We start from the raw sequence: 22,646 nt of genomic DNA on the forward strand, positions 1-22,646 counted from the left end.
TCGCTGATATTTTTCCTTAAGTTGACGCCATTGCCTGAACGGACAATGGCGTCAACTTAAGAACTTTCATTAGCAAACTCTCCTAAAGACATGATGGCGTTTGGGCTTATCTACCTTATCGCGGCTATACAATCGTCCCGGTCGGATTTTAACTTTAGCGCGTATACTTGCTCTATCAAAAAGGGCTTGAAAGTTTTTTGGCGCAATAAGTACCTGATAGAGTTTCTGCCTCATTACACCAAATAAAACCGAAAAATTTAAACGATACTCAGCAATTTGATCTGGATTCCAAGGCCCTTGTGCATCACACATATGAAGCGACAATATATTACACATGACTAAGTTTGCCCAAAATTCTTGTAATACAGCCTCTAAATTTACGCCAGAAAAATTCTCTAATTCTGCACCTATTTTGAGTCGTTTATAGCACTCCTCTATATGCCACCTTAACACATAAGCTTTGCTGATATCTTCCAAAATAAATTTTACTCGGTCAAAAAGTGAAGTAATCAATACCTCTGTTTCTCAGTTGGCTAATGTCAGCACTATAACTCTTACTTTCTGTCCTTTCATTTTATTTTTTAGCTTTTCATTTTCTAATATAAAATCGAAATCTAATTCGCCAGCGTTCCCATAGCTTGCTATAATTTCTTTTTTGCAAGCGAAAAATAAAATCTACTTCCAAATCATAATGCTGCTGAATGAATTTTACTGAAGACGATCATAGATAAATAATAATTTCTTTTGATTTAATGAACGCATTTGAGTGATAACTTCGGGTAATTGCTCTTCCGCCAACGTTTGTTCACCTATATTCCAAGCCGCAAGACGAGCACTACAAATCAGCGAAGTACACAAATCAACAAACAAATTGCCAATGGTGGCATTGTGCCTGTTGTTCCATTTGGTTTAAAGCGGCCAAACTCGGATACAATTTCCTCAGAGCTGGGTAATCTCATACCAGAACCATCTGCTGCAATAAGTCTATAGCCTCTCCAACTCAGGTTCATCCTGATAGGCTGTTTGGATGCTTAAATTCTTGAAAGCCTGTATGGCAAATCTTATACCTTGCTTTAGAAAAAGCTTGCTTTGAGGGTACATGTCAATGGCTCCATAAGTTCACATTCTATTCCCAAACTTTTTTTAACTAACTTTAAAATCATAGAAAATACTGTCGAAAAAGGAAGTTTTCTTGTTCGTGTAAAACTCAACACAATGGATTCTCTGAAAAGCTTTCGAGTATATTATATTTTTAATTTGTAGAATAAAATTTTTTCCTTTTTGTTTGGTAGAAGTCATAGTTTTAAATCCTCCTGATTAAGTTTTATCGCTATGACTCCCCCACCAGAACCGTGCTTGCAGCTTTCCCGCACACGGCTCCACAATGTAGTATTCACAGCATTTCCTATTTTGTATATAATGAGTAGCATATTCTTGGTTTTGGTAATGGATTAACTTGTAGATAGTGTATAAATTGCTTTGAATTCATACTCTTCTTCTGACTACGTCGGTTTATCCATTTATACGCTAGCTTGATTACCCGCCAGAAGAATTTATTCAACCACCGGTAATTTCCGCTAACTCCGAAGTAGTTATAGTGTCCTGTTAGTTTTGCTTTAAGTATTGACCACCAATCTTTAAGGTGAACTTTATTTCGGATCTTTTTCACCCATTCTTTGATTTCTTTAAGTTTTCTAGATAGATTTTCTTTCGAGGTTTTATGACCTACCATTACTCTACCTTTACGACTCCTTGTACCATAATGGGTGAATCCTAGAAAGTTGAAACTTTCCGTTTTTCGTTTCTCCCTTATTCCTTGTTGCCACTCCTTTTTGCCAAACTTTACTATTCTTGTTTTGTCTTCAGATATTTCCAGTCCAAATTTTCCTAGCCTTTGTTTCAGTGACTCTAAGAGTTCTCTAGCATCTTTTTCTCTTTCGCAGCAAATCAGGTGATCGTCTGCATACCTAACTAGCTCCATATAACCTTTAGATCTTAGCTTGAATTTCTTTTCAAACCACAAATCCAGCACATAATGCAACTATATATTAGCTAGTATAGGACTTACTATTCCCCCCTGAGGTGTGCCTAGTTCAGTTGCTTCATAATGTCCTGCTTCGACTACTCCTGCCTTAAGAAATCGTTTTACTAACCACAGTATGTTTGGGTCTGTTATCCGTTCTCTCAAGCATCTCATTAGCCATTTGTGCTGGACATTATCAAAGAATTTCTTGATATCAACTTCTACTACATAGTTAGTTGGTCTGTACATAACTGCTTTATTTAGTGCATTTACCGCTTGATGACAGCTTCTACCAGGACGAAAACCATATGAGTTATCCAGAAAGTTAGCTTCATAAATATTTTCTAATATCTTCTTCAGCATTATCTGGACTAACTTATCTTCTGTAGACGGTACTCCAAGCCCGCGTTTCTCTTTGCTTCCAGCTTTTGGTATATATACTCTTTTCACTGGTTGCGGTTGATATCGCTTTCTTTTCATACTATCCACCAGAGTGTTGAGCTTCTCTTCAAGATTTTCTCCATAAGCTTCTACTGTCACCTGGTCTATACCGCATGCTTTGTTATGCTTTAGCTCTTTATAACATTCAGCAAGATTCTCTGCGTTTATCAGATGAATTAACGATTAAATTTCAATCGTTTATCTTGCCTGGCTCTTACTGCTATCTGATTTAGTTTTCTTTGCACGTTATTCCAACCTCCGTTGTATTGGCATAGCAATTCCTAAACCAGTCACTATATTGCTGACCGCTTCCCCTTGTATGTGGCTTTCCCACACTCTGAGTACTATCAATCAGTCCGACTTCCTTTATATCTTCCGTCAGTACTCGCCTTTGTTGACTTGTTCCAACGTACCTTAATAGGAATACAAAGGATCTCCCAAGTTTACGTAAACTCCATCTCAACACGTGATACGGCCTCAGATCCCGATAGAGTGAGTGATAACTTGCCCTATTGTTACCCTTCTTGCTGTCTTCCACTATATGCAACGTGTCGACCTCTATGACATCGAGAATTTCGGGACTCAATACCTTCACTTTCGTTGTACCCTGTGTTGTCCATTCCACTAGCTTTACTACGCTCGTTACCTTACGCAGCATAGTGGTTTGTTCCAGCCTGCTGGCTAGGCTTTGCCTGGGTTGGATTTTCACCAACTGGACTTTACGCACTTTGCTTGGCGCACGCATGTTTCACCTAAAAAGGACACATTTTAGACTTCTTTGTTGAAATAAAACAGAAACAAAAGTGCTGTTTATTGCACTCTTTGGATAATTTAATGATAAAAAATTTAGAGAGAAATTTTATACACTATCGCTGATATTTTTCCTTAAGTTGACGCCATTGTGTGAACGGTTACTAATTAAGAACTTTAATTATCAATCATAAATCACTGAATTCGCTAGTAAATTTGTTGCCATTGTCCATATTGCACAATTGTATATAAGATATAGTATAACAATAGTGTCCGTTCAGCTAATACCAATTCCCACTGCACAATAAACGGATAGATAACAATGGAAAAAAAGCCATACTATTGCCTTTCTTTCTCACTCCACAATTAAATAACTCTACAATATCGCTTATTTGATTCACTAATAATGAGAATTGGTATAACTTTGCTATTTTTCTCTCTAGATTCTTGCAAAGTTCTACAAGATTAACCACATTACCTCACGGTTTCTCTATGATTATTTTTTTAGATTACTTGTTTACCTTATTTGCCGTTCTCCTGAACGAATATACATAAGCTATAAAAACTATCTAATAGCTACCCAAAACCCTTATTTCCCACTCAAGTTCAACATTAAATTTATCCTTTACTGCATCTTTTACTTTGTTGCCAAGGTTTTCCAAGTCAGATGCAGTTGCATTATCGTAATTGAGCAAGAAGTTACAATGTTTCTTAGAGATTCTAGCTCCACCAATATTTAACCCTAGGCAGCCAGATTTATCAATTAACTCCCATGCTCGGTAGTTTTTTGGATTTTTGAATATGCACCCAGCAGTTTTTCCTCTTATTGGCTGGCTTTTATTTTTCCTCTCAATAACTTCCTTTAACCTTTGCAGTATAAGCTCATACTCTGAGTTTACTCCTTTAAACTCAGCTTCAACAAAAATCCAATTTCCTTTTAGGCTATGTCCACGGTAAAAATACCCCATTTCTTCGCTGGAGAACTCATATAGGTTTCCATCCTCTAGATTCACTGCTTTTATGGATTGTACAACACTTGCGATATCACTACCATATGCACCTGCATTCATTTCTATTCCGCCACCAACTGTTCCTGGAATTCCAACTAGAAACTCCAACCCACTAATCTGCTGATTTCCCGCAAAGTGAGCAAGGTTGCTGAGCAGCACAGCTCCCCCAGCTACAATAGAGTTGTTACCCTTACTTTTAATATATGCAAACTCCTTACCTAATTTTACTGTTATTCCTCGAATGCCACTATCTCGCACTATTATGTTGGATGTTGCACCAATAACGCTAACTGGCAGTTCAGTATTTTTAATCAAGTATGTTAAATCTTCAATATCACATGGTTTAAATAATACATCAGCTCGTCCACCAACATTTAACCACGTCGCTTTAGACATTAAGACATCATAACGATAGATTCCACGTACTTTAGGTAAGCTTATAAGCATTTTGATTTCAACTCTAATCCTGCATCCATACCCATTTTCTCCGCATCTTCTATAAATGAAGTGCGCTCAGTGAAGTATATATTTTTTCCACTTGCTAACATACAACGAAGGTGTAGCATATTTTCGCTCACATATTCAGCCAAAGCTGCAAGTGGTGTAAAACATGAACCATTCACTGTCTTCATAAAACTGCGCTCTGATTTCACTCCTATAAAAGACATATTATTATTAATTTTCTCTAAAAGATCGATAATTTTTACATCATTCCTTCTACATTGAATACAAACCGCCCCCTGCCCCACTGCACTTAACATAACTTTCGGTGGCAATACCTCTGTAATCAAGTGATGTTTTTCTAATCTTATGAGTCCTGCTTCAGCTAGAATTATTCCATCAAAACTTTGATTTTGCAATCTGGTTGTTACATTTCCACGTAGCGGTACTATATTTAAATCTGGTCTAACATTTAACAACTGAACTTTTCTTCTTATTGAAGAAGTGGCAATAGTAGCCTGCTGTGGCAAAGACTCAAGGCTATTGTGTTTATGAGAAATAAACGCATCGCATGAACTTAGCCTTTCTAAAACACAAGGAATTGTTAAACCCCCTGAGAAAAACGCAGGCACATCCTTTAGCGAGTGAACTGCCATGTCTATATTATTTTCGAGCAATTCAGTCTCAATTTCTTTAATGAATAATCCTTTACCTCCTATTTCAGCAAGATTTGCGTTTGCATACTTATCTCCAGAAGTTTTTATTTTAATAATTTCAATAGATAAGTTAGGAAAAGAATCCAGCAACTTTTGTTTTGCTTCCAAAGCCTGGGCAACTGCAAGCTTGCTTCCTCTGGTGCCTATTTTGACTAGCATGTGTACGATCAATGGCGTCAACTTAAGAACTTTCATTAGCAAACTCTCCTAAAGACATGATGGCGTTTGGGCTTATCTACCTTATCGCGGCTATACAATCGTCCCGGTCGGATTTTAACTTTAGCGCGTATACTTGCTCTATCAAAAAGGGCTTGAAAGTTTTTTGGCGCAATAAGTACCTGATAGAGTTTCTGCCTCATTACACCAAATAAAACCGAAAAATTTAAACGATACTCAGCAATTTGATCTGGATTCCAAGGCCCTTGTGCATCACACATATGAAGCGACAATATATTACACATGACTAAGTTTGCCCAAAATTCTTGTAATACAGCCTCTAAATTTACGCCAGAAAAATTCTCTAACTCTGCACCTATTTTGAGTCGTTTATAGCACTCCTCTATATGCCACCTTAATACATAAGCTTTGCTGATATCTTCCAAAGTAAATTTTTCTCGATCAAAAAGTGAAGTAACCAATACCTCTGTTTCTCCGTTGGCTAATGTGTAAAAGACAAGACTTAATCTGACAGACAAGAATTAACTGACAGAAGAATTGAGGTAGTCAAAACTAATATCAGTCTCTTGTGTAATGCTACTAATATTTTTCTGAAAAGCAACATGTTTGCTATCAAGAAAAGTCTGCATAGGCGTCTTACCATAGCAATATTTACCTGAATGCGGTCTTGTTTCATTGTAAGAACGCAACCAATAATCAACATCAATCTGTAGACCTTCCAAAGAATTGTAGATTTTCTTTCTGAAGATAATATTGTAACACTCATCTTGCATAGTTCTATGAAACCTTTCACATATGCCATTAGTCTGTGGAGAATTGGCTTTGGTCCTAGAATGATCGATATTTTCGATTCCCAAATAAAGCTGATAAGCGTGATTTTCAGGCTTACCACAATACTCTGTTCCTCGGTCTGTAAGGATACGCAATAATGGCACATTTTGCTCATCAAAAAATGGTATCACTCTATCATTCAGCAAGTCAGCAGCAGTAATAGCCGTTTTGTCTGTATAAAGCTTGGCAAATGCTACTCGAGAATAAGTATCAATGAAGGTCTGCTGGTAGATTCTTCCTATACCTTTTATATTACCTACATAATAGGTATCTTGAGAACCCAAATAACCTGAATGTTCGGTGTCAATTTCACCATGTGCTTCTCTTTGTTCTTTAACTTTTTCTAAAGCTGCAAGTTGCTCTTCGGTTAATATAATTCCATCTTGAGCTACTTTTGCTTCCAGTGCTTTAAGTCTTTTCTTGAAAGTTTCAAGATCATTTCTCAGCCATATAGATCTCACTCCTCCCTGAGAAATTATTATACCTCTTTTTCTCAGTTCATTTGCAGCTCTTTCTTGCCCATATGCTGGAAATTCTGTTGCTATACCAATCGCTGCTCTTTCTATATCGTCGGAAACTCTATTCGCTAATAGAGGTTTTTTCTTACTTATCTCATGTAATGCTTCTTCTCCTCCATTTTCGTACAACTCTTTGAATCGATAAAATGTATCTCTTGAGTATCCCATCACTTTGCATGCTTGAGATACATTTCCTAGTTGTTTTGCTAGTTCTAATAACCCTAGCTTTGGTTTTAGTATTTTTGTTTGTATTGTACTCATTTCTAACACTCCTTTCTTTTATTATTTTATAACTTACTTTTTTAAAGTGTCAGATCAAGTCTTGTTTAATACACTTTAAGTATTGACCACCAATCTTTAAGGTGAACTTTATTTCGGATCTTTTTCACCCATTCTTTGATTTCTTTAAGTTTTCTAGATAGATTTTCTTTCGAGGTTTTATGACCTACCATTACTCTACCTTTACGACTCCTTGTACCATAATGGGTGAATCCTAGAAAGTTGAAACTTTCCGTTTTTCGTTTCTCCCTTATTCCTTGTTGCCACTCCTTTTTGCCAAACTTTACTATTCTTGTTTTGTCTTCAGATATTTCCAGTCCAAATTTTCCTAGCCTTTGTTTCAGTGACTCTAAGAGTTCTCTAGCATCTTTTTCTCTTTCGCAGCAAATCAGGTGATCGTCTGCATACCTAACTAGCTCCATATAACCTTTAGATCTTAGCTTGAATTTCTTTTCAAACCACAAATCCAGCACATAATGCAACTATATATTAGCTAGTATAGGACTTACTATTCCCCCCTGAGGTGTGCCTAGTTCAGTTGCTTCATAATGTCCTGCTTCGACTACTCCTGCCTTAAGAAATCGTTTTACTAACCACAGTATGTTTGGGTCTGTTATCCGTTCTCTCAAGCATCTCATTAGCCATTTGTGCTGGACATTATCAAAGAATTTCTTGATATCAACTTCTACTACATAGTTAGTTGGTCTGTACATAACTGCTTTATTTAGTGCATTTACCGCTTGATGACAGCTTCTACCAGGACGAAAACCATATGAGTTATCCAGAAAGTTAGCTTCATAAATATTTTCTAATATCTTCTTCAGCATTATCTGGACTAACTTATCTTCTGTAGACGGTACTCCAAGCCCGCGTTTCTCTTTGCTTCCAGCTTTTGGTATATATACTCTTTTCACTGGTTGCGGTTGATATCGCTTTCTTTTCATACTATCCACCAGAGTGTTGAGCTTCTCTTCAAGATTTTCTCCATAAGCTTCTACTGTCACCTGGTCTATACCGCATGCTTTGTTATGCTTTAGCTCTTTATAACATTCAGCAAGATTCTCTGCGTTTATCAGATGAATTAACGATTAAATTTCAATCGTTTATCTTGCCTGGCTCTTACTGCTATCTGATTTAGTTTTCTTTGCACGTTATTCCAACCTCCGTTGTATTGGCATAGCAATTCCTAAACCAGTCACTATATTGCTGACCGCTTCCCCTTGTATGTGGCTTTCCCACACTCTGAGTACTATCAATCAGTCCGACTTCCTTTATATCTTCCGTCAGTACTCGCCTTTGTTGACTTGTTCCAACGTACCTTAATAGGAATACAAAGGATCTCCCAAGTTTACGTAAACTCCATCTCAACACGTGATACGGCCTCAGATCCCGATAGAGTGAGTGATAACTTGCCCTATTGTTACCCTTCTTGCTGTCTTCCACTATATGCAACGTGTCGACCTCTATGACATCGAGAATTTCGGGACTCAATACCTTCACTTTCGTTGTACCCTGTGTTGTCCATTCCACTAGCTTTACTACGCTCGTTACCTTACGCAGCATAGTGGTTTGTTCCAGCCTGCTGGCTAGGCTTTGCCTGGGTTGGATTTTCACCAACTGGACTTTACGCACTTTGCTTGGCGCACGCATGTTTCACCTAAAAAGGACACATTTTAGACTTCTTTGTTGAAATAAAACAGAAACAAAAGTGCTGTTTATTGCACTCTTTGGATAATTTAATGATAAAAAATTTAGAGAGAAATTTTATACACTATCGCTGATATTTTTCCTTAAGTTGACGCCATTGCCTGAACACTTTCTTTATTTACATCTGGTTTTTCACTCCACTTCTTAAAATAGTCGTAACAATTGCGCCATTTTGGGAACTCTTTTGATACCATTCTCCACTGGCAACCACTTTTTAACACGTATAACACTCCACAAAATATATCATGTAAATCAAGTGTTCTTGGTTTTGTCTTCTTTCTGCAAGATTCCAGATCTGCTACAATAATCTCAAACTTTTCTCGACTTATGTCACTTGGTTATAAACTTCGCATATCCTACTTTATATACTTTATCCTCTCACTTTATCTCTTTTTTGAGATTACGTACAGGCTCTAAGATACAAAGACGTTTTCAGAAATCTTTAAGCTTAATAACATCCTCTCTCTTTGGACTAGTTGAGATTAGATGAATTGGTACACCTATTAATTTTTCTAACCCTTCTATATATTTTATTAAATTGATAGGCAATGTTTCAATCGACCTTTTACCTTGAGTGTTTTCTTTCCAGCCAGGAAACTCTTCATATATTGGCTCTAATTCCCCTTGTATTGAATGCGATGCGGGTAAATAATCATACATTTTTCCGCTATACTTGTAACCAGTGCATATTTTAATTGTATCAAAAGAATTAAGCACATCTAATTTGGTTAATACAATGCTTGAAACTCCAGAGAGTTGTACGGCCTGGCGCACTAAAACTGCATCGAACCATCCGCAACGCCTTCTTCTATTGCTCACTGTTCCAAGTTCCTTACCTATAGTAAACAAGCTATCTCCTACTTCATTTTTCTGCTCAGTAGGAAATGGGCCATTGCCCACTCTTGTTGTATAAGCTTTTACCACACCAATAATGTAAGCATTGGAGGATAACCCTGAGCCTGTTATTGCTTGCGATGCTACAGTATTACTTGAAGTAACAAAAGGGTAAGTTCCGTGGTCGATATCTAAAAATGCACCTTGGGCACCTTCAAATATTATTTTCTTACCTTCTTTCATCAAGTCATTTAATATCTTCCACACAGGTTTTTTATATGAAAGAATTTTTTCTGAAATCTCTTGAATTTCCTTTAATATTTCTTCTTTTTTAACCACCTGGTAGTTAAGGCCTTTCCTGATAGCATTGTGGTAATTTAAAAGAGTATCCACTCTTTTATTGAGCTCATCTGCGTTTTCTAAGTCACAAAGGCGTATAGCTCTCCTTCCAACTTTATCTTCATAACATGGCCCTATCCCTTTGTTTGTTGTACCAATTTTGTGATTTCCATTTAAATCTTCAAATAGCTTTTCCTTGTCCTTATGTATGCTAAGTATTAATGGACAGCTCTCGGATACCATCAAGTTGTTATAGTTTACGTCTACTCCTTTAACTTTCAATGACTCTATTTCTGAGATTAGAGCGTGTGGATCAAGAGCAACGCCATTTCCTATGATAGATATTTTGCCTGGCCTCAAAACAGCAGAGGGCAGTAAATTTAATTTATAAACCTCATCATCTACTACTATAGTGTGCCCTGCATTATTTCCTCCCTGAAATCTCACAACTACATCTGCATTCTCAGAAAGATAATCTACTATTTTACCCTTGCCTTCGTCACCCCATTGCAGACCAACAATTACAATGTTATTCATCATTATTTTCTAGATTAATACATAAATATTAATGCAGTACGCTACAAATGGAAAGAGAAATCTACGCCTTTCCTACACCCCTTAAATAAAGAAATATACTGTCGATTTTCTTAATATATTACCAAATTATTCATCATTATATGATATAACTTACAGCATATTTACAGTAAGGTGTTATTTATGAAAGAGACAAAAGGAAAAAATAATAAGAGTCCAGTAGTTAGATTAAAGGCCACAGCTAAAGAGTTCAATTTTAGTAAATTAAGAGCAGATCAAGATAATAAATTAGCGAATTCCGGTGAAACAATGTTCTTAGATTTTCAAAGGATGAATTTTATTATTAACGGAAAAGAAATAGATAAAAATCTTATTATTGCATTTAAGGAAGGAGCTAAGCACCGCAAAAGCGAACTTTTTAATAGTGATGATATATATAATGACGAAATATTTAACAAAAAAGGAACAAGAGAAATAGATACGGATCATGGCAAAGCTTTTGTTGCTTCAGTACTCGAAGATATTGAGAAAGAGCTTGTAAGTAATGCATTGGGTGAGCTATGGAAAAATCACTGTGAAAATTCCAAAACTGCCAATCATCAAAAAACCGATTCATATAAGAAAGAATTTGAAGAATTTTACAATGCTGGCCAAAGGTATATCCATCTATTACCAACAGAGAAAGATGAAAACAAGGATTACCGTTCCTTTGCAAAAGAAGTTTTCAAAAAAATGTTCAGATACGCTGGGGCAGAAGTTCCAAGTGATGCTATTTTAGAAGAGCTAGTCACCAATTGTAATCAAGCAGGGTATGAGGCTGCTCCATTTATACAAACCCAACTTGCACTTGGACAGTCGTTCATAGTAGAAAATCCTAAAAAAGTAATAAACATTGATTGTGCTAACCAAAATAATGTGAGAATTAGATCTGATATGAGGCTACCAATACTCTCTGTTAAAAATCAAGTTATGCATGGCGATAAGATATGTAATCTGCCCAGTTCATTGGAATTTACAATTGAATCTCACAATGGTGAAGACTTTGTAACATACAGAGATGGTAAATTGTCACTTACTATTCCTAAAGAGTTAAAAAATTATAAAGATAATGGCAAGAGCTTGTTTGACATTATTAAAGAATATTTTCAGAAATTCTGTGCAAAATTAGGATTTAAACCTGAGACAAAAATACAAATAGAGCATGGCTTCGGTGCTCAAAGTAACTATTTAGATGGTACAATATCAACCACAGGATCAGATGCAAATGAAGAATTTATCAATCTTTTAAGCGAAAATCTCAGAGAGAGGTTATTGGGGTCAGGAGTTGCTCTAGAAGATGAAGATGTTGATGATATTGTTGAAGTCAGAGTATCTACCGTTATAGATCTATTGAGTGATTATGCTAAATTGGAAGATAATAAAGAACACAGAGAGTTATTAATAAGTAAAGTAGCAGATAATTTAGGACTTTCCACTCAAGATAAAACAGCACCAGAAGTATTGATGGAATTAGGCTCTTTACCTTCTTTGATAAAAGGTCAGGTTAATCATAATCAAGTGCAGTCTGTTGTAAATACTTTTATTAAGTTAATTATTGAAGGGAAAAGCGAAGTATACAAAAAAGGAGGTGCGATTAATGCAATTGATGCAATTCATAAGGAGATAGATAAGGCAATTGTTGAGCAAGAAAAAAAAGCAACCAACAAACAAGATATAGAAAATGATAAATGGACAGATAGAATCAAAAAACAGAATTATTCTGCGGAATCACATGAACATTTACCTTAAAGATATTAGTAGGCTCTTTAAATATTTTAGAGTTCATGGTTACAACGGTTGCTATTTTACAGTGCATCTCACAACACTTTCTTCAAAAATATACATGTTAACATACCCTGGACGTACAAGATCACACTTATACCCAAGCTTTTCATAAAATACTTTCGCTTTTTGAAAATTCATGGTTGCAACGGTTGCTATTTTACAGTGCATCTCACGACCATAATCATGAACTTCTTCCATTAGCTGCTTTCCCATACCTTTTCTTCTATAATCAGAATGTACCCAAAGCAAGTCAGTGTAAATTGAACCATAGATAACAAAACCGCTACAACCTGCAATAATTTGTTCAGTATCATCGCGAATAAAAAAAGCAAATGGGTTACACGTACCTCTATCAACGGTTTCTTCATTAATCTTTTTGAGTAGGAATTCAATGTCTTTGCTACTTGGTGATGTGGTGTGTTCTATTTTCATCTCTCGGCCTAATACCGCATACTGATTTCTCTCTTTATCTTATATAAATTAATTAAGTAAAGTGAATACAGTATCCACACTACTAAAAAAAATGTGGCACAAAACATAAACATTGCAACCAGTGGCAACAGCAGGGAACTTTCTATTGCTATTCCACCTTTTCTCAAAATGCTTGCTGGCTGATGGAGAGTAGACCATAAATTCACGGAAAATTTTACTATAGGAATATTTATAGCACTAAAGATGGCAAATACTGCTGCTGATTTTTCTGCCCTCGCTTCATTATCAAAAGCGCTCCACAATGAAAGGTAGCCAACATATAGGAAAAATAAAATCAGCATTGAAGTAAGCCTTGCATCCCATACCCACCAAGTGCCCCAGGTTCCTTTTCCCCAGATGCTGCCTGTGATTAAACATATTGCCGAAAAGACTGTCCCTGCAGGAGCAGCAGCATGTGCCAAGACACTAGCAATGCTATTGTTCCACACCAATGAAATGAAACTAAGTGATGCAATTAATCCATATATTCCAAGAGCAAGCCATGCAGAAGGCACATGAATGTACATGATTCGTACAATTTCTCCTTGTTTATAATCTTCTGGGGAGAAGAATAACGCCAAAGACATTCCAATTAAAAAACATGCGAAACAAATAACCCCAAGCCAAGGTAGAGCTTTCTTAGAAAAATAAGAGAAATTTGTGGGCTTTAATAAAAACATTCGTTTTGAGAATAATTGTGTTAAGAATTTACCAATTAGTTTGAGTTTTATCAACAGGATAGTTTTTCTATATTTACGTAGGTCAACAAATTAGCATAATTTCAGTAGCAGGTTGCTAGCCATTATTTTTAGTATAACACTATATAAAACATGACCATTAAAAAGCTTAATCTACACTTAGTATCAGATTCAAGTGGTGAAACTGTTATATCAGTTGCAAAATCAGCTCTGAAACACTTTCGTTCTATAGAAACGATCGAATATGTTTGGTCTTTTGTAAAAGGGGAAGAGCAGATTGACAAAATTCTGGAGGAAATTAATAGGAAAAGTGATGAGCATAATTTTGTTATATGCACTATTACTGATGATGAGCTAAGAAAATATTTAAAAGATAACTGTATAAAGTTGAAAATTCCCTATAGAGCAATATTATCACATATTATTAGAGAAATTTCGTCCTATCTTGAAATTGAAAAAGACGAAAAGCTTGACTTGCATACTGAGATAAATAACGAATATTTTCAGCGCATTGAGGCAATAAACTACACTATTAATCATGATGATGGACAAAATATTCAAGATATTGATAAAGCAGATATAATTTTGGTTGGAGTTTCACGTACATCAAAATCTCCCACCAGTACGTATTTAGCTTACCGAGGCTATAAAGTTGCAAATATTCCTTTTGTTAGTGGAGTACCCTTTTATGTTGACTTGGCAAAATTAAAAAATAAACTAACGATAGGGGTAACAATAGACGTAAGTAGGCTAATAGAAATACGCAAAAATAGACTTACTTCAATTAACAACGAAGATAATAATATATATGCTAACCCTGAGAAAGTAGAAAAGGAAATTAAAGAAGCAGAGGAGCTCTTTAAACAGAATAACTGGCCAATTATCGATGTCACGCAAAAGTCGATCGAAGAAGTATCAGCAACAATTATACAATATTTTAATAAAATGTTATCAATTGACTAACTCTTGATAAGTGATTATAATGTAAAGTAATTTAATTCTTACTATAGATATGAAAGTCAAAGGGTCGCTAAAATCTCATCGTAACAGAGATAAAAATTGTAAAGTTGTGAAAAGGGGTGGTAAGATTTACATTATAAATAAGGTAAAGCCAAGGTGTAAAGCGCGTCAAGGTTCTTAGCTTTTTGTTCACCTTTTCATGTTATATATTTTTTATATGTGAAAGTACGGTGCTTATATCTAAAAAGAAGCAAAAGTTACTGTGTTTAAGCGCAGCCTTACTCATTTCTTCCCTTACATTATATTTCAGCATTAGCACAATTACAGGTAAACGTGGCTTATTGACGTTAATCGATTTAAAAAAAGAAATCGAGTACAATAAACTTTTGCTAAAGGATGTCTCTTCTGAAAAGGAAAAGTTGGACAACAAAGTATTTGGCTTATATGAAAAAAGCTTAGATTTAGATCTGCTTGATGAGCAAGCAAAAAATGCTTTAGGTTATGTGAACCCTAATGAACTTATGGTTGTTCTTGACGTGGAATAGCAGTAGAGATCTCCCTACGTCATACCGCCGCGGCGCTAACACGTAGCGGGATGACGGTTTTTCAAATTGTCGGTAAATCTAAGTCAGTTTAGCTATATTGTCTCTCACACCGCTTAGCTGAACAGACAATGGCGTCAACTTAAGGAAAAATGTCAGAGATTGTGTATAAAATTTCTCTCTAAAATTTTTACCATTAAATTACCCAAAAGCTGCATGACCTTACCCAGAAAAAGTGGAGAGAAAGAAAAGAGTTTTTTTGGGTAAAATAAAATTTTGGAGGATTAGAAATGGTAAGAGAATATACAGCAGAATTCAAATTGGAAGCTGTTAAACTGGCAAATGAACAAAGAAAGGTAGGTCAACCAGTTGCAAAAGTAGCAAGAGATCTAGGAATAAGGGATAGTGTATTAGGAAAATGGATGAAGAAATATAACGAAAAAAAGTCAGCGGCAAATGCATTTCCAGATGTAGCACCTTATGACAAAGAGAGGTTTGATTTACAAAGCAAGAGTAACAAGGGAAAGAGACATTTAAAAAAAAGCCCTGGCCAGTCAAAAAGAGTAAAATATTTTTTTATAAAAGAGCATAGTAACTGCTATAAAGTACAGGAATTATGTAGGATTTTCTGCTAGTGGCTACTATAAGTGGACCACAAGAAAAATAAGCAGTAGAGAATCAGCAAATAAAGAGCTACTCGCAGCTATTCAAAAAATATATCAAGTTTCTAAATGTAGATATGGAGCTCCTAAAATTCATGCTGAATTGAAGGCTTTGGGTAAAAGTTGCAATTTGAAAACGGTGCAAAGTATTATGCAGAAAAATGACATCAGGGCTATACTGAGAAGAAAGTTTAAAATTAAAAAACAACAAACAGATAATAGAGCTGTAGCTCCCAATATACTAGATCAAAACTTTATTGTTGATCAACCAAATAAAGTATGGGATTACTTACATCAAAACCAAGGAGGGATGGCTATATTTGGCAGCAATAATTCTCACGTATGGTAGTTAATGAGTAGTGCAATAAATAAACAATTGGTTATGAACTCTTTATTAATGGCCATTAATAGGCGTAAACCTGTTAAAAATCTACTGCTGCACAGTGACCAAGGTTCACAATATACTGCGCAAGGGTATCAATATCTCTTAGCTGTAAAGAATATAGATGAGTAATAAAGGCTGTTGTTACGACAATTCTGTTGCAGAAAGCTTCTTTAGCTCATTGAAAAGAGAAATACTTATTGATACTTCACAACACTCTGCTCAACAAACTAGAACTGCAATATTTGAATACTTAGAAATTTTTTATAACAAACAACGTCACTATTAACTATTGCATTCCAGAACAATTTGATGCATCATTCTTTTTGTAAAAAACATTCCACACTTTCTCTCCACTTTTTCTGGGTAAGGTCAAAGGATCTTATGTCTTAAACCTTATCACCAGGCTTAACAAATAGGTGGCCCAATACTATTAACTTTATGGGTTTACCTTCGTTATTTGCTACTATCCAAACCCCATCGCTCTCATGATCAACAATTTCTATTGGTGCAAATACTACATAATTATTATCATCAACAATCTTTATTCCAAGAGCACCTTCGTCACTTAAGCTCAGGGCTGAAGAAGGAACTTTATATGCAAATCTTTCGCCTGAAGGTAGCCTTACGTTGGCAGTTAGTCCCTGCAAGGATATCATTTTATTATTAGTTACCTTTACTTCTACCCTATAAGACCCAGTTTTAGGCTCAGCAATTTTACTAATAAAACTTACTTCACCTGCCAATTCTTTTCCGTCCAGCAAATTAATTTGAGCTGTGCTGCCTAGCTCTATTTTATTTACTTCATTTTCCGAAACGTATAACACTACAAGAATTTGATCGAAATTAACCACGTCAGCTATTTTTTGCCCAGCATTAACAAAATCCCCTTCGTTTGCATTGATTTTATCAATATAACCATCTATAGGAGATGTGACTGCAGTATTTTCTAAATCCAATTCTAGCCTTTTTAGGTCAGCTTTTGCACTTTGTAACGCAGTAAAAGCTGCTTCTACTTGTATTTGTGCCCCATAGCCTTTTTTATTCAGTTTGTGAGAGGAATCATACTCAATTTCACGCTGCTTTAATAAAGCTTTGGCTTTCTGAGCTTGCTCAATCCTGTCATAATCTTCTATCTTTAACACTACATCATCTCTTTTTACCTTTTCACCATCAGGTAAATAAATAGCAATAATCTTACCACTTATTTTTGAGACAAGGCTAGCTCTATGTAAGGGATTTACTGTACCAGAAAAATTTAAATATATAGTGCGGTTTTGCGGCGCACATTCTTGAGTTTTTACTGAAAAGCTACTAGTTGCATTATCGCTATGAACCGCCTGATCTTTTTTTAAAAATGCACTGCTGATAAAAAACAGTAGAATAAAAGCAATACTGGAAATGATGATTACTTTGTTTCTCACCTTTAAACAATAGAATTTGTTGACCAATCTTGTTAGAAACAACTGCATAAATTTTCGAATCAGAAATGTAAGTATAATACATGTACCATTGTCACTCCATAAATAGTTTTATATGAGAACAAACACAAGATTTTCCTACAATAAGTAAGTTTTTTATTGCTAAAATGCAATTTTTAATCGAATAAAATTGCAAACAAAGTTGTGCATAAGACTGGATTTAAAAAAATCTTGAAAAACATACTAAAACTTTTAAATAATAACTTTATATCTAGTGGCTTTGCCTTCTCCAAGACGCTGTAAGTATTTCATCCCTAGCAGTTTCTTTGTAATTGCCTCTACTGTTCTTGGAGGAAATCCTAGAGCTTCTATAGCATCTTTTCTACTAAATTCTTTATCTGCAAGGCTAAGTGCCCATTCCCAGAAGAACAATTGTTTTCTTGATAATAAATATTCAGTATTCTCCCTCTCAAGAATATAATGCGCCTCATTTGCTTGCGTTTTGAGTACATTAAGAAAAAATATTAACCACGGGGAAATATCTTCTTTGCCACTTTTCCAGCTACTTTGTGTTTTATTAAGCGCTAAGTAGTAATCAAGTTTGTTAGTTTCAATTATCTTTTCATGTGATACAATAGATACAAAATCATAACCCTGCTGCAACAGCATTAAATTAGTCATCAATCTACTAGTTCTGCCATTCCCATCTTGAAAAGGGTGTATTGCCAGATACTCAAAAACAAAGTTAGCAACAATAATAAGAGGATGCTTAAATTTATTATTTAAGGACCAGTGATACCAATCAATAAGCTCTTGTACTTCCTTTCTAACAAGGTAAGGTGGTGTGGGATCAAAAATTATACCAACAACTTTTCCATTCTGATCTTTTGCCTCAACTCTATTAGAACTTGCTTTGTATTTTCCTCTATGATACAAATCTTTTTCACTATAAAGTAGCATCTGGTTGTTAATGTGCAATATTGATGACTCACTAATTGGAATATCCGTATAATCATGAAATATTAGTTTAAGCATTTCTAAGTAGCCAGCAATTTCTTGCTCATCTCTATTTTTAAATTTTTTGACACGTAGGTTTTTATATAGATCCTCAACTTCTTTATCGGTTAGACGATTTCCTTCAATACGGTTAGAAGCGCCAGAAGATGTAACAATAACTGAATGAGTTAATCTTTCAATTGTTTGTGGTAGTAGTTTTTTCGTTATCTGCCAGCTATTTTTAACACTATCAACTGCAGTAATTAACTCGTACACTTGTTCAATTACAGGCCCTTCTAGGTTGAGACGTGTACTAAGACGAAAATTCTTCCAGTTCATATTCTTCTCACATGCATATTATGTGAGATAATGTGAGATAATGTGATAAAAGTCAATAGTAAACTTTATATGCACAGCAGAGCTAACTACAAAAATTATACATTTTCAAGTGATCCTAACCATATCAAAAACTACAGGGCAAAGCTGTTAGAGGAAGGCTTAATTAGTTAAAAATTTCAATCTTATGTAAAATATTGTCTTATTTTGTAATTTTCTTGTTGACTAACGAGACGATATCTACTTTTCAATAAACTCCATTTGCATTTCTTGTATACTGCTTTCTATTTGCTTTATTTGTTCTATCAACCTTTCCTCTAAGTCAAGATTACCGCTCAGCCTCGCTTCGGTTCTTTCTTTTCGTAATGCATTTAACTCTTTTAGTAACACTATATTATTCCACACAATTTCTGCAGATTTTCTCTCGTTCAGTTGGCTATTTAGTACACTAGTTTTTTCAAATACATACTTTATAACGTTAAACTGTTTCAATTCTTGTAACAAAGCCTCTTTATCGAGTTTGCTTTTGTTACTTATTACATCAATTATACGCTGTTGTAATCTTTTCATCTCATTAGTAAATTCAAAATGAGAAAATTGCTCAAAAAATATAGGACGGTTCAAGATTTCAGGAAATTCTACGGCTATACGCAAAATTACGGCCTGATTTTGCTCTGCTTCAATTAGCTCTGGAGATTTGTTATGAAGATACTCACCTTTTGTTGCTCTAGTTTTACTATTAAAAATCTGTTTTTTGAAGCTACTTCTTAGTTCACTAGCCTTATTGTAAAAATAATCTCTGTAATACCTTCTAATACTGCTGTTGCTAATAGTATTTACATATTCCATGAACTTGTGCTCAAGAATTGAATATTTTTCCGGAGCAAGTTTTTCATAATTTTGCAAATTGCTATCGATTATGTGATGCCATAAATATTCAGAATGCAGTTTTGTTGAATGGTCAAGAGCAGTCAACACGTCTTCTTTCTTGTATGCCAGTTCGTTACATATATCGTATGGATCTTTATTACTTGGCAAAGTCACAAATTTTAACGTGTATCCAGGCTCTAATATTGGCAGAGCAAGTTCTGCAACTCGAGTAGCAGCATGACGTCCAGCACTATCGCCATCCATACAGATGGAGATTTCTTTAGCAAATCTCCATAGATTTTTTATCTGCTCTGCAGAAATTGCGGTACCAAGCGGAGCAACTGCATTACTAATTCCTGCTTGATGTAGCGCTATAGCGTCCATATATCCTTCAACAACGAGTATGTGCTGTTTTTTACGTATTTCGCTTAAAGCAAAGTTTAATCCGTATAAATTCTCCCTCTTCTTGAAGAGCTGACTCTCTGGACTGTTTAAATATTTCGGCTGTTGCTCAGAACTTAGCGCACGTCCGCCAAAACCAATAACTCTCCCTGCAATGCTCTGTATAGGAAATATCAGCCGGTCATAAAAATAATCATGAAAATTTTTGTTTACTAATCCAATATCAATTAAAATTTTGTCTTCAATACCTGAAGAGTTTAAATACTCTTTCAAACCAGAGCTTGGTGCATAACCTATCTTAAATTTATCTATGATTTTAGGTGAAATCTTACGCTGCTTTAAATAATCTACAACACTTTGATTTTTTTGTGCAAACCAATTTGCAGCTAAATCAAGCGCTAAAAATAGTTTATTGTCCTCTTTTGTAATACTAAGATTTTTGGGCAGTTCAACACCTGTAACCGATGCTAATCTTTCCAATGCTTCTTTAAAGCTTAATCCTTCAGTTTGTGAAATAAATTCAAATGCATCACCACTAGCTAAGCAACCAAAACAGTAATATAACCCCTTAGTATTGCTCACCGAAAAAGATGGGGTTTTTTCGTTATGAAATGGACAGAGCCCAACAAAACTATCTCCTCTTTTTATTAGCCTGACTTTTTTACCTACTATGTCAGATAATAATAATTTTGATTTTATAATATCTATATGATCCATCTTGTTAAATTAGTAGTAGGATAAAAATTATATAGAATTTATACACATCTGACTCGAAATTTATTTCTATAACTAAAGCAATTTAGATTTACCGACAATGTAGCTATACAAATTCAAGAGCAATCCTGTCATCCAGGTAGCCCACAGAAACAAAAAACTTCCTTGACAAACCTCGCCAGCGCCCTTATCATGAAACTGAAGCTATTTATTTATCTTCTCTGTACAGATTAAATGACAAAAAACTCAACGTATCTGGCGTCTCATATTTAATTTTTTGCACTATGTGCATCTTATGTCTTTATCAAATTTCCGGGTTTTGACCTACACAAGCTGAAATACGCTTATAAAGCATTTAAAACATTAAAAAACGCCAACTTAAAAAATGGATAGTGAATAACTAGCTACCCTAGGGTTTCTTTTGCCTTTTTTTCTGTTTAGTAAATTTCTTAACGTTTATAATTTAGATTAGTTGCAGCTTAAAAGCAGCTAAATCGCGGTTATTAAGTGTTTAGAATAAAAAAACGCCATACTTGAAAGTATAATGTAAGTAATTAGCCAACCACGGGGCTTCTTTTGCCTTTTTTTTCGTTTGGTAAATTTCTTAATATTTATACAGAAGGTGTCATTCCAGTGCTTGACACTGGAATGGCTTTGTTGTATCGCTCTTCGGATAGTAGGTAACGTACAATAAATTCATGAAGCTATCTCAAACTTAGCCATGCCTATTTCAGTAAATTTGTTAAGCAAATAACACCTGAGTAGCAGTTCCTTCTCACGATTAATCTCAGATTTGCTCCTAAAACTAAACCCAAATATTCGCTTCAACCTTGAGAAAAATCCTTCAATATACGATCTTTTTCCGTAATTTACTTCTTCTTTCCATCTTTTTATACCATTCTCACCATGTAATTTCATTAACTGAATAGCGGCATTTCTATCAAGCATATAATCCAATTTTGGATGCTCTGCTGCGTTGTTTTTCGGAGGAATTTTCGTTTTTATACCATATTGATTACACAGCTTATAGAGCTTTTCTCTGTCATATGCCCTATCTGCATATAGTACTTTTATGACATACTGAAAATCGACTTCTTTTAGCAAATCACAAGCTCCATAGTGATCAGAGTAGACACCGTTACTGTATTTTACAGCTATGGCTTTTTTGCTGTTTGTATTCAACATTACATGCAATTTTCTTGTCTGTTCATAGCTGCGATACTTTCTATCTTCGCTATTTTCTTTGCTATGACCAGGAGTGTTGTTGTATATACTAATTCCTGTACTGTCTATAGTAATTTCGATATCTTCCATATTATTTTTATCAATTCTGCAATCATTGATCTTAATATTGAGTTTCTTAAACCTTCTTGATGATTGTGAATAGCTGATAACTTGCAAATTTTTCCCAATTTGCTCAAGGTATCCTGCTATAAACCCAACTGTTTGCCTCAGGCCTATTCTAAATAAACAAGTTATTATGTGCACCAAAATTACAACTTTATCGCTATAAATATTGTTGCCACCTGGTATTTTTGGACCATTCTCGTACCACTTTTCTATGGCTTCGTTGATATAATGAAAAATATTTCCTCTTTTTTCTAGAAATTTGTTATATTCGCTATGGTTACTGACCCTCATTTTTTGTGGCATATTTTTTCTTTCAAGGTTAAATGGCTATTTTATAATGAATTTTGTCAGTAGCCACCAGATTTTTTCAGTTGCTATGCAGCAAAGCCCACTGGAATCCAGTTCTTATTATACAGCT

14 protein-coding genes and 6 pseudogenes are annotated in these 22,646 nt (G+C 35.0%); 5 read left to right on the plus strand and 15 right to left on the minus strand.

The window, feature by feature from the left end:
* Positions 1 to 69: 69 nt before the first annotated feature.
* From NL281_RS01660 to NL281_RS01705, 9 genes and pseudogenes are all read right to left on the minus strand, one after another.
* Positions 70 to 1,299, minus strand: a pseudogene (locus tag NL281_RS01660) (IS4 family transposase).
* 106 nt (positions 1,300 to 1,405) lie between these two features.
* Positions 1,406 to 2,503: pseudogene (ltrA, locus tag NL281_RS09080) on the minus strand (group II intron reverse transcriptase/maturase).
* Between the two features lie 1,280 nt (positions 2,504 to 3,783).
* Positions 3,784 to 4,671 (minus strand): UDP-N-acetylmuramate dehydrogenase, encoded by an 888-nt coding sequence (gene murB, locus NL281_RS01675; protein WP_253303484.1) that lies wholly within the window; start codon positions 4,669 to 4,671, stop codon positions 3,784 to 3,786.
* A complete protein-coding gene (hemC, locus tag NL281_RS01680) occupies positions 4,662 to 5,540 on the minus strand; it encodes a hydroxymethylbilane synthase (RefSeq protein ID WP_253303705.1) in 879 nt (292 codons plus the stop codon). Before hemC ends, murB begins: the two co-directional genes overlap by 10 nt.
* A gap of 35 nt (positions 5,541 to 5,575) precedes the next feature.
* Positions 5,576 to 6,049, minus strand: a pseudogene (locus tag NL281_RS01685) (IS4-like element ISWosp8 family transposase); the annotation flags it as partial.
* A 30-nt stretch (positions 6,050 to 6,079) separates the two neighbouring features.
* On the minus strand, positions 6,080 to 7,168 hold the full coding sequence (locus tag NL281_RS01690) for an IS481 family transposase (protein WP_253303703.1): 1,089 nt from the start codon (positions 7,166 to 7,168) through the stop codon (positions 6,080 to 6,082).
* Between the two features lie 65 nt (positions 7,169 to 7,233).
* Positions 7,234 to 8,130, minus strand: a pseudogene (gene ltrA, locus NL281_RS01695) (group II intron reverse transcriptase/maturase).
* An 894-nt stretch (positions 8,131 to 9,024) separates the two neighbouring features.
* Positions 9,025 to 9,222: pseudogene (locus NL281_RS01700) on the minus strand (transposase); the annotation flags it as partial.
* Positions 9,223 to 9,325: 103 nt separating this feature from the next.
* A complete protein-coding gene (locus tag NL281_RS01705; protein ID WP_070357042.1) occupies positions 9,326 to 10,603 on the minus strand; it encodes an adenylosuccinate synthase in 1,278 nt (425 codons plus the stop codon).
* A 180-nt stretch (positions 10,604 to 10,783) separates the two neighbouring features.
* Here NL281_RS01705 and NL281_RS01710 point away from each other — a divergent pair, with 180 nt between their 5' ends.
* Positions 10,784 to 12,388, plus strand: coding sequence for a hypothetical protein (locus NL281_RS01710; RefSeq protein ID WP_253303485.1), 1,605 nt, complete (start codon positions 10,784 to 10,786; stop codon positions 12,386 to 12,388).
* 51 nt (positions 12,389 to 12,439) lie between these two features.
* Here the strand turns inward: NL281_RS01710 and NL281_RS01715 are convergent, their stop codons facing one another.
* Together NL281_RS01715 and ccmC are read right to left on the minus strand one after the other, a co-directional pair.
* Positions 12,440 to 12,856: a GNAT family N-acetyltransferase gene (locus tag NL281_RS01715; protein WP_253303486.1), complete on the minus strand. Its 417-nt coding sequence runs from the start codon at positions 12,854 to 12,856 to the stop codon at positions 12,440 to 12,442.
* A gap of 8 nt (positions 12,857 to 12,864) precedes the next feature.
* Entirely contained in the window at positions 12,865 to 13,575 is a 711-nt protein-coding gene (gene ccmC, locus NL281_RS01720) for a heme ABC transporter permease CcmC (protein ID WP_253303706.1), read from the minus strand.
* A gap of 150 nt (positions 13,576 to 13,725) precedes the next feature.
* Between ccmC and NL281_RS01725 the strand changes: the two genes are divergently transcribed.
* The 4 genes and pseudogenes from NL281_RS01725 to NL281_RS09085 all read left to right on the plus strand — a co-directional run bounded on the left by NL281_RS01725 (position 13,726) and on the right by NL281_RS09085 (position 16,471).
* Entirely contained in the window at positions 13,726 to 14,556 is an 831-nt protein-coding gene (locus NL281_RS01725) for a pyruvate, water dikinase regulatory protein (protein WP_253303487.1), read from the plus strand.
* Positions 14,557 to 14,605: 49 nt separating this feature from the next.
* Positions 14,606 to 14,734, plus strand: a complete 129-nt coding sequence (ykgO, locus tag NL281_RS01730) for a type B 50S ribosomal protein L36 (RefSeq protein WP_006279631.1) — start codon at positions 14,606 to 14,608, stop codon at positions 14,732 to 14,734.
* Positions 14,735 to 14,783: 49 nt separating this feature from the next.
* Positions 14,784 to 15,098, plus strand: coding sequence for an FtsB family cell division protein (locus NL281_RS01735; RefSeq protein WP_010962526.1), 315 nt, complete (start codon positions 14,784 to 14,786; stop codon positions 15,096 to 15,098).
* Between the two features lie 287 nt (positions 15,099 to 15,385).
* Positions 15,386 to 16,471 (plus strand): annotated as a pseudogene (locus tag NL281_RS09085) (IS3 family transposase).
* A gap of 57 nt (positions 16,472 to 16,528) precedes the next feature.
* On the opposite strand, the gene NL281_RS01750 reads toward NL281_RS09085, so the two are convergent.
* The 4 genes from NL281_RS01750 to NL281_RS01765 form a co-directional block, all read right to left on the minus strand.
* The gene (locus tag NL281_RS01750) at positions 16,529 to 17,611 is read right to left on the minus strand and encodes an efflux RND transporter periplasmic adaptor subunit (RefSeq protein WP_253303489.1); all 1,083 of its coding nucleotides are present in this window, start codon (positions 17,609 to 17,611) and stop codon (positions 16,529 to 16,531) included.
* A gap of 201 nt (positions 17,612 to 17,812) precedes the next feature.
* Positions 17,813 to 18,895: a Fic family protein gene (locus NL281_RS01755; protein WP_182158624.1), complete on the minus strand. Its 1,083-nt coding sequence runs from the start codon at positions 18,893 to 18,895 to the stop codon at positions 17,813 to 17,815.
* Between the two features lie 237 nt (positions 18,896 to 19,132).
* Positions 19,133 to 20,881: a DNA primase gene (dnaG, locus tag NL281_RS01760; protein ID WP_253303490.1), complete on the minus strand. Its 1,749-nt coding sequence runs from the start codon at positions 20,879 to 20,881 to the stop codon at positions 19,133 to 19,135.
* 693 nt (positions 20,882 to 21,574) lie between these two features.
* On the minus strand, positions 21,575 to 22,531 hold the full coding sequence (locus tag NL281_RS01765) for an IS5 family transposase (protein WP_253303324.1): 957 nt from the start codon (positions 22,529 to 22,531) through the stop codon (positions 21,575 to 21,577).
* Positions 22,532 to 22,646: the final 115 nt, after the last annotated feature.

This window comes from Wolbachia endosymbiont of Phyllotreta cruciferae (genome assembly GCF_918697765.1).
GTDB lineage: Bacteria > Pseudomonadota > Alphaproteobacteria > Rickettsiales > Anaplasmataceae > Wolbachia > Wolbachia pipientis.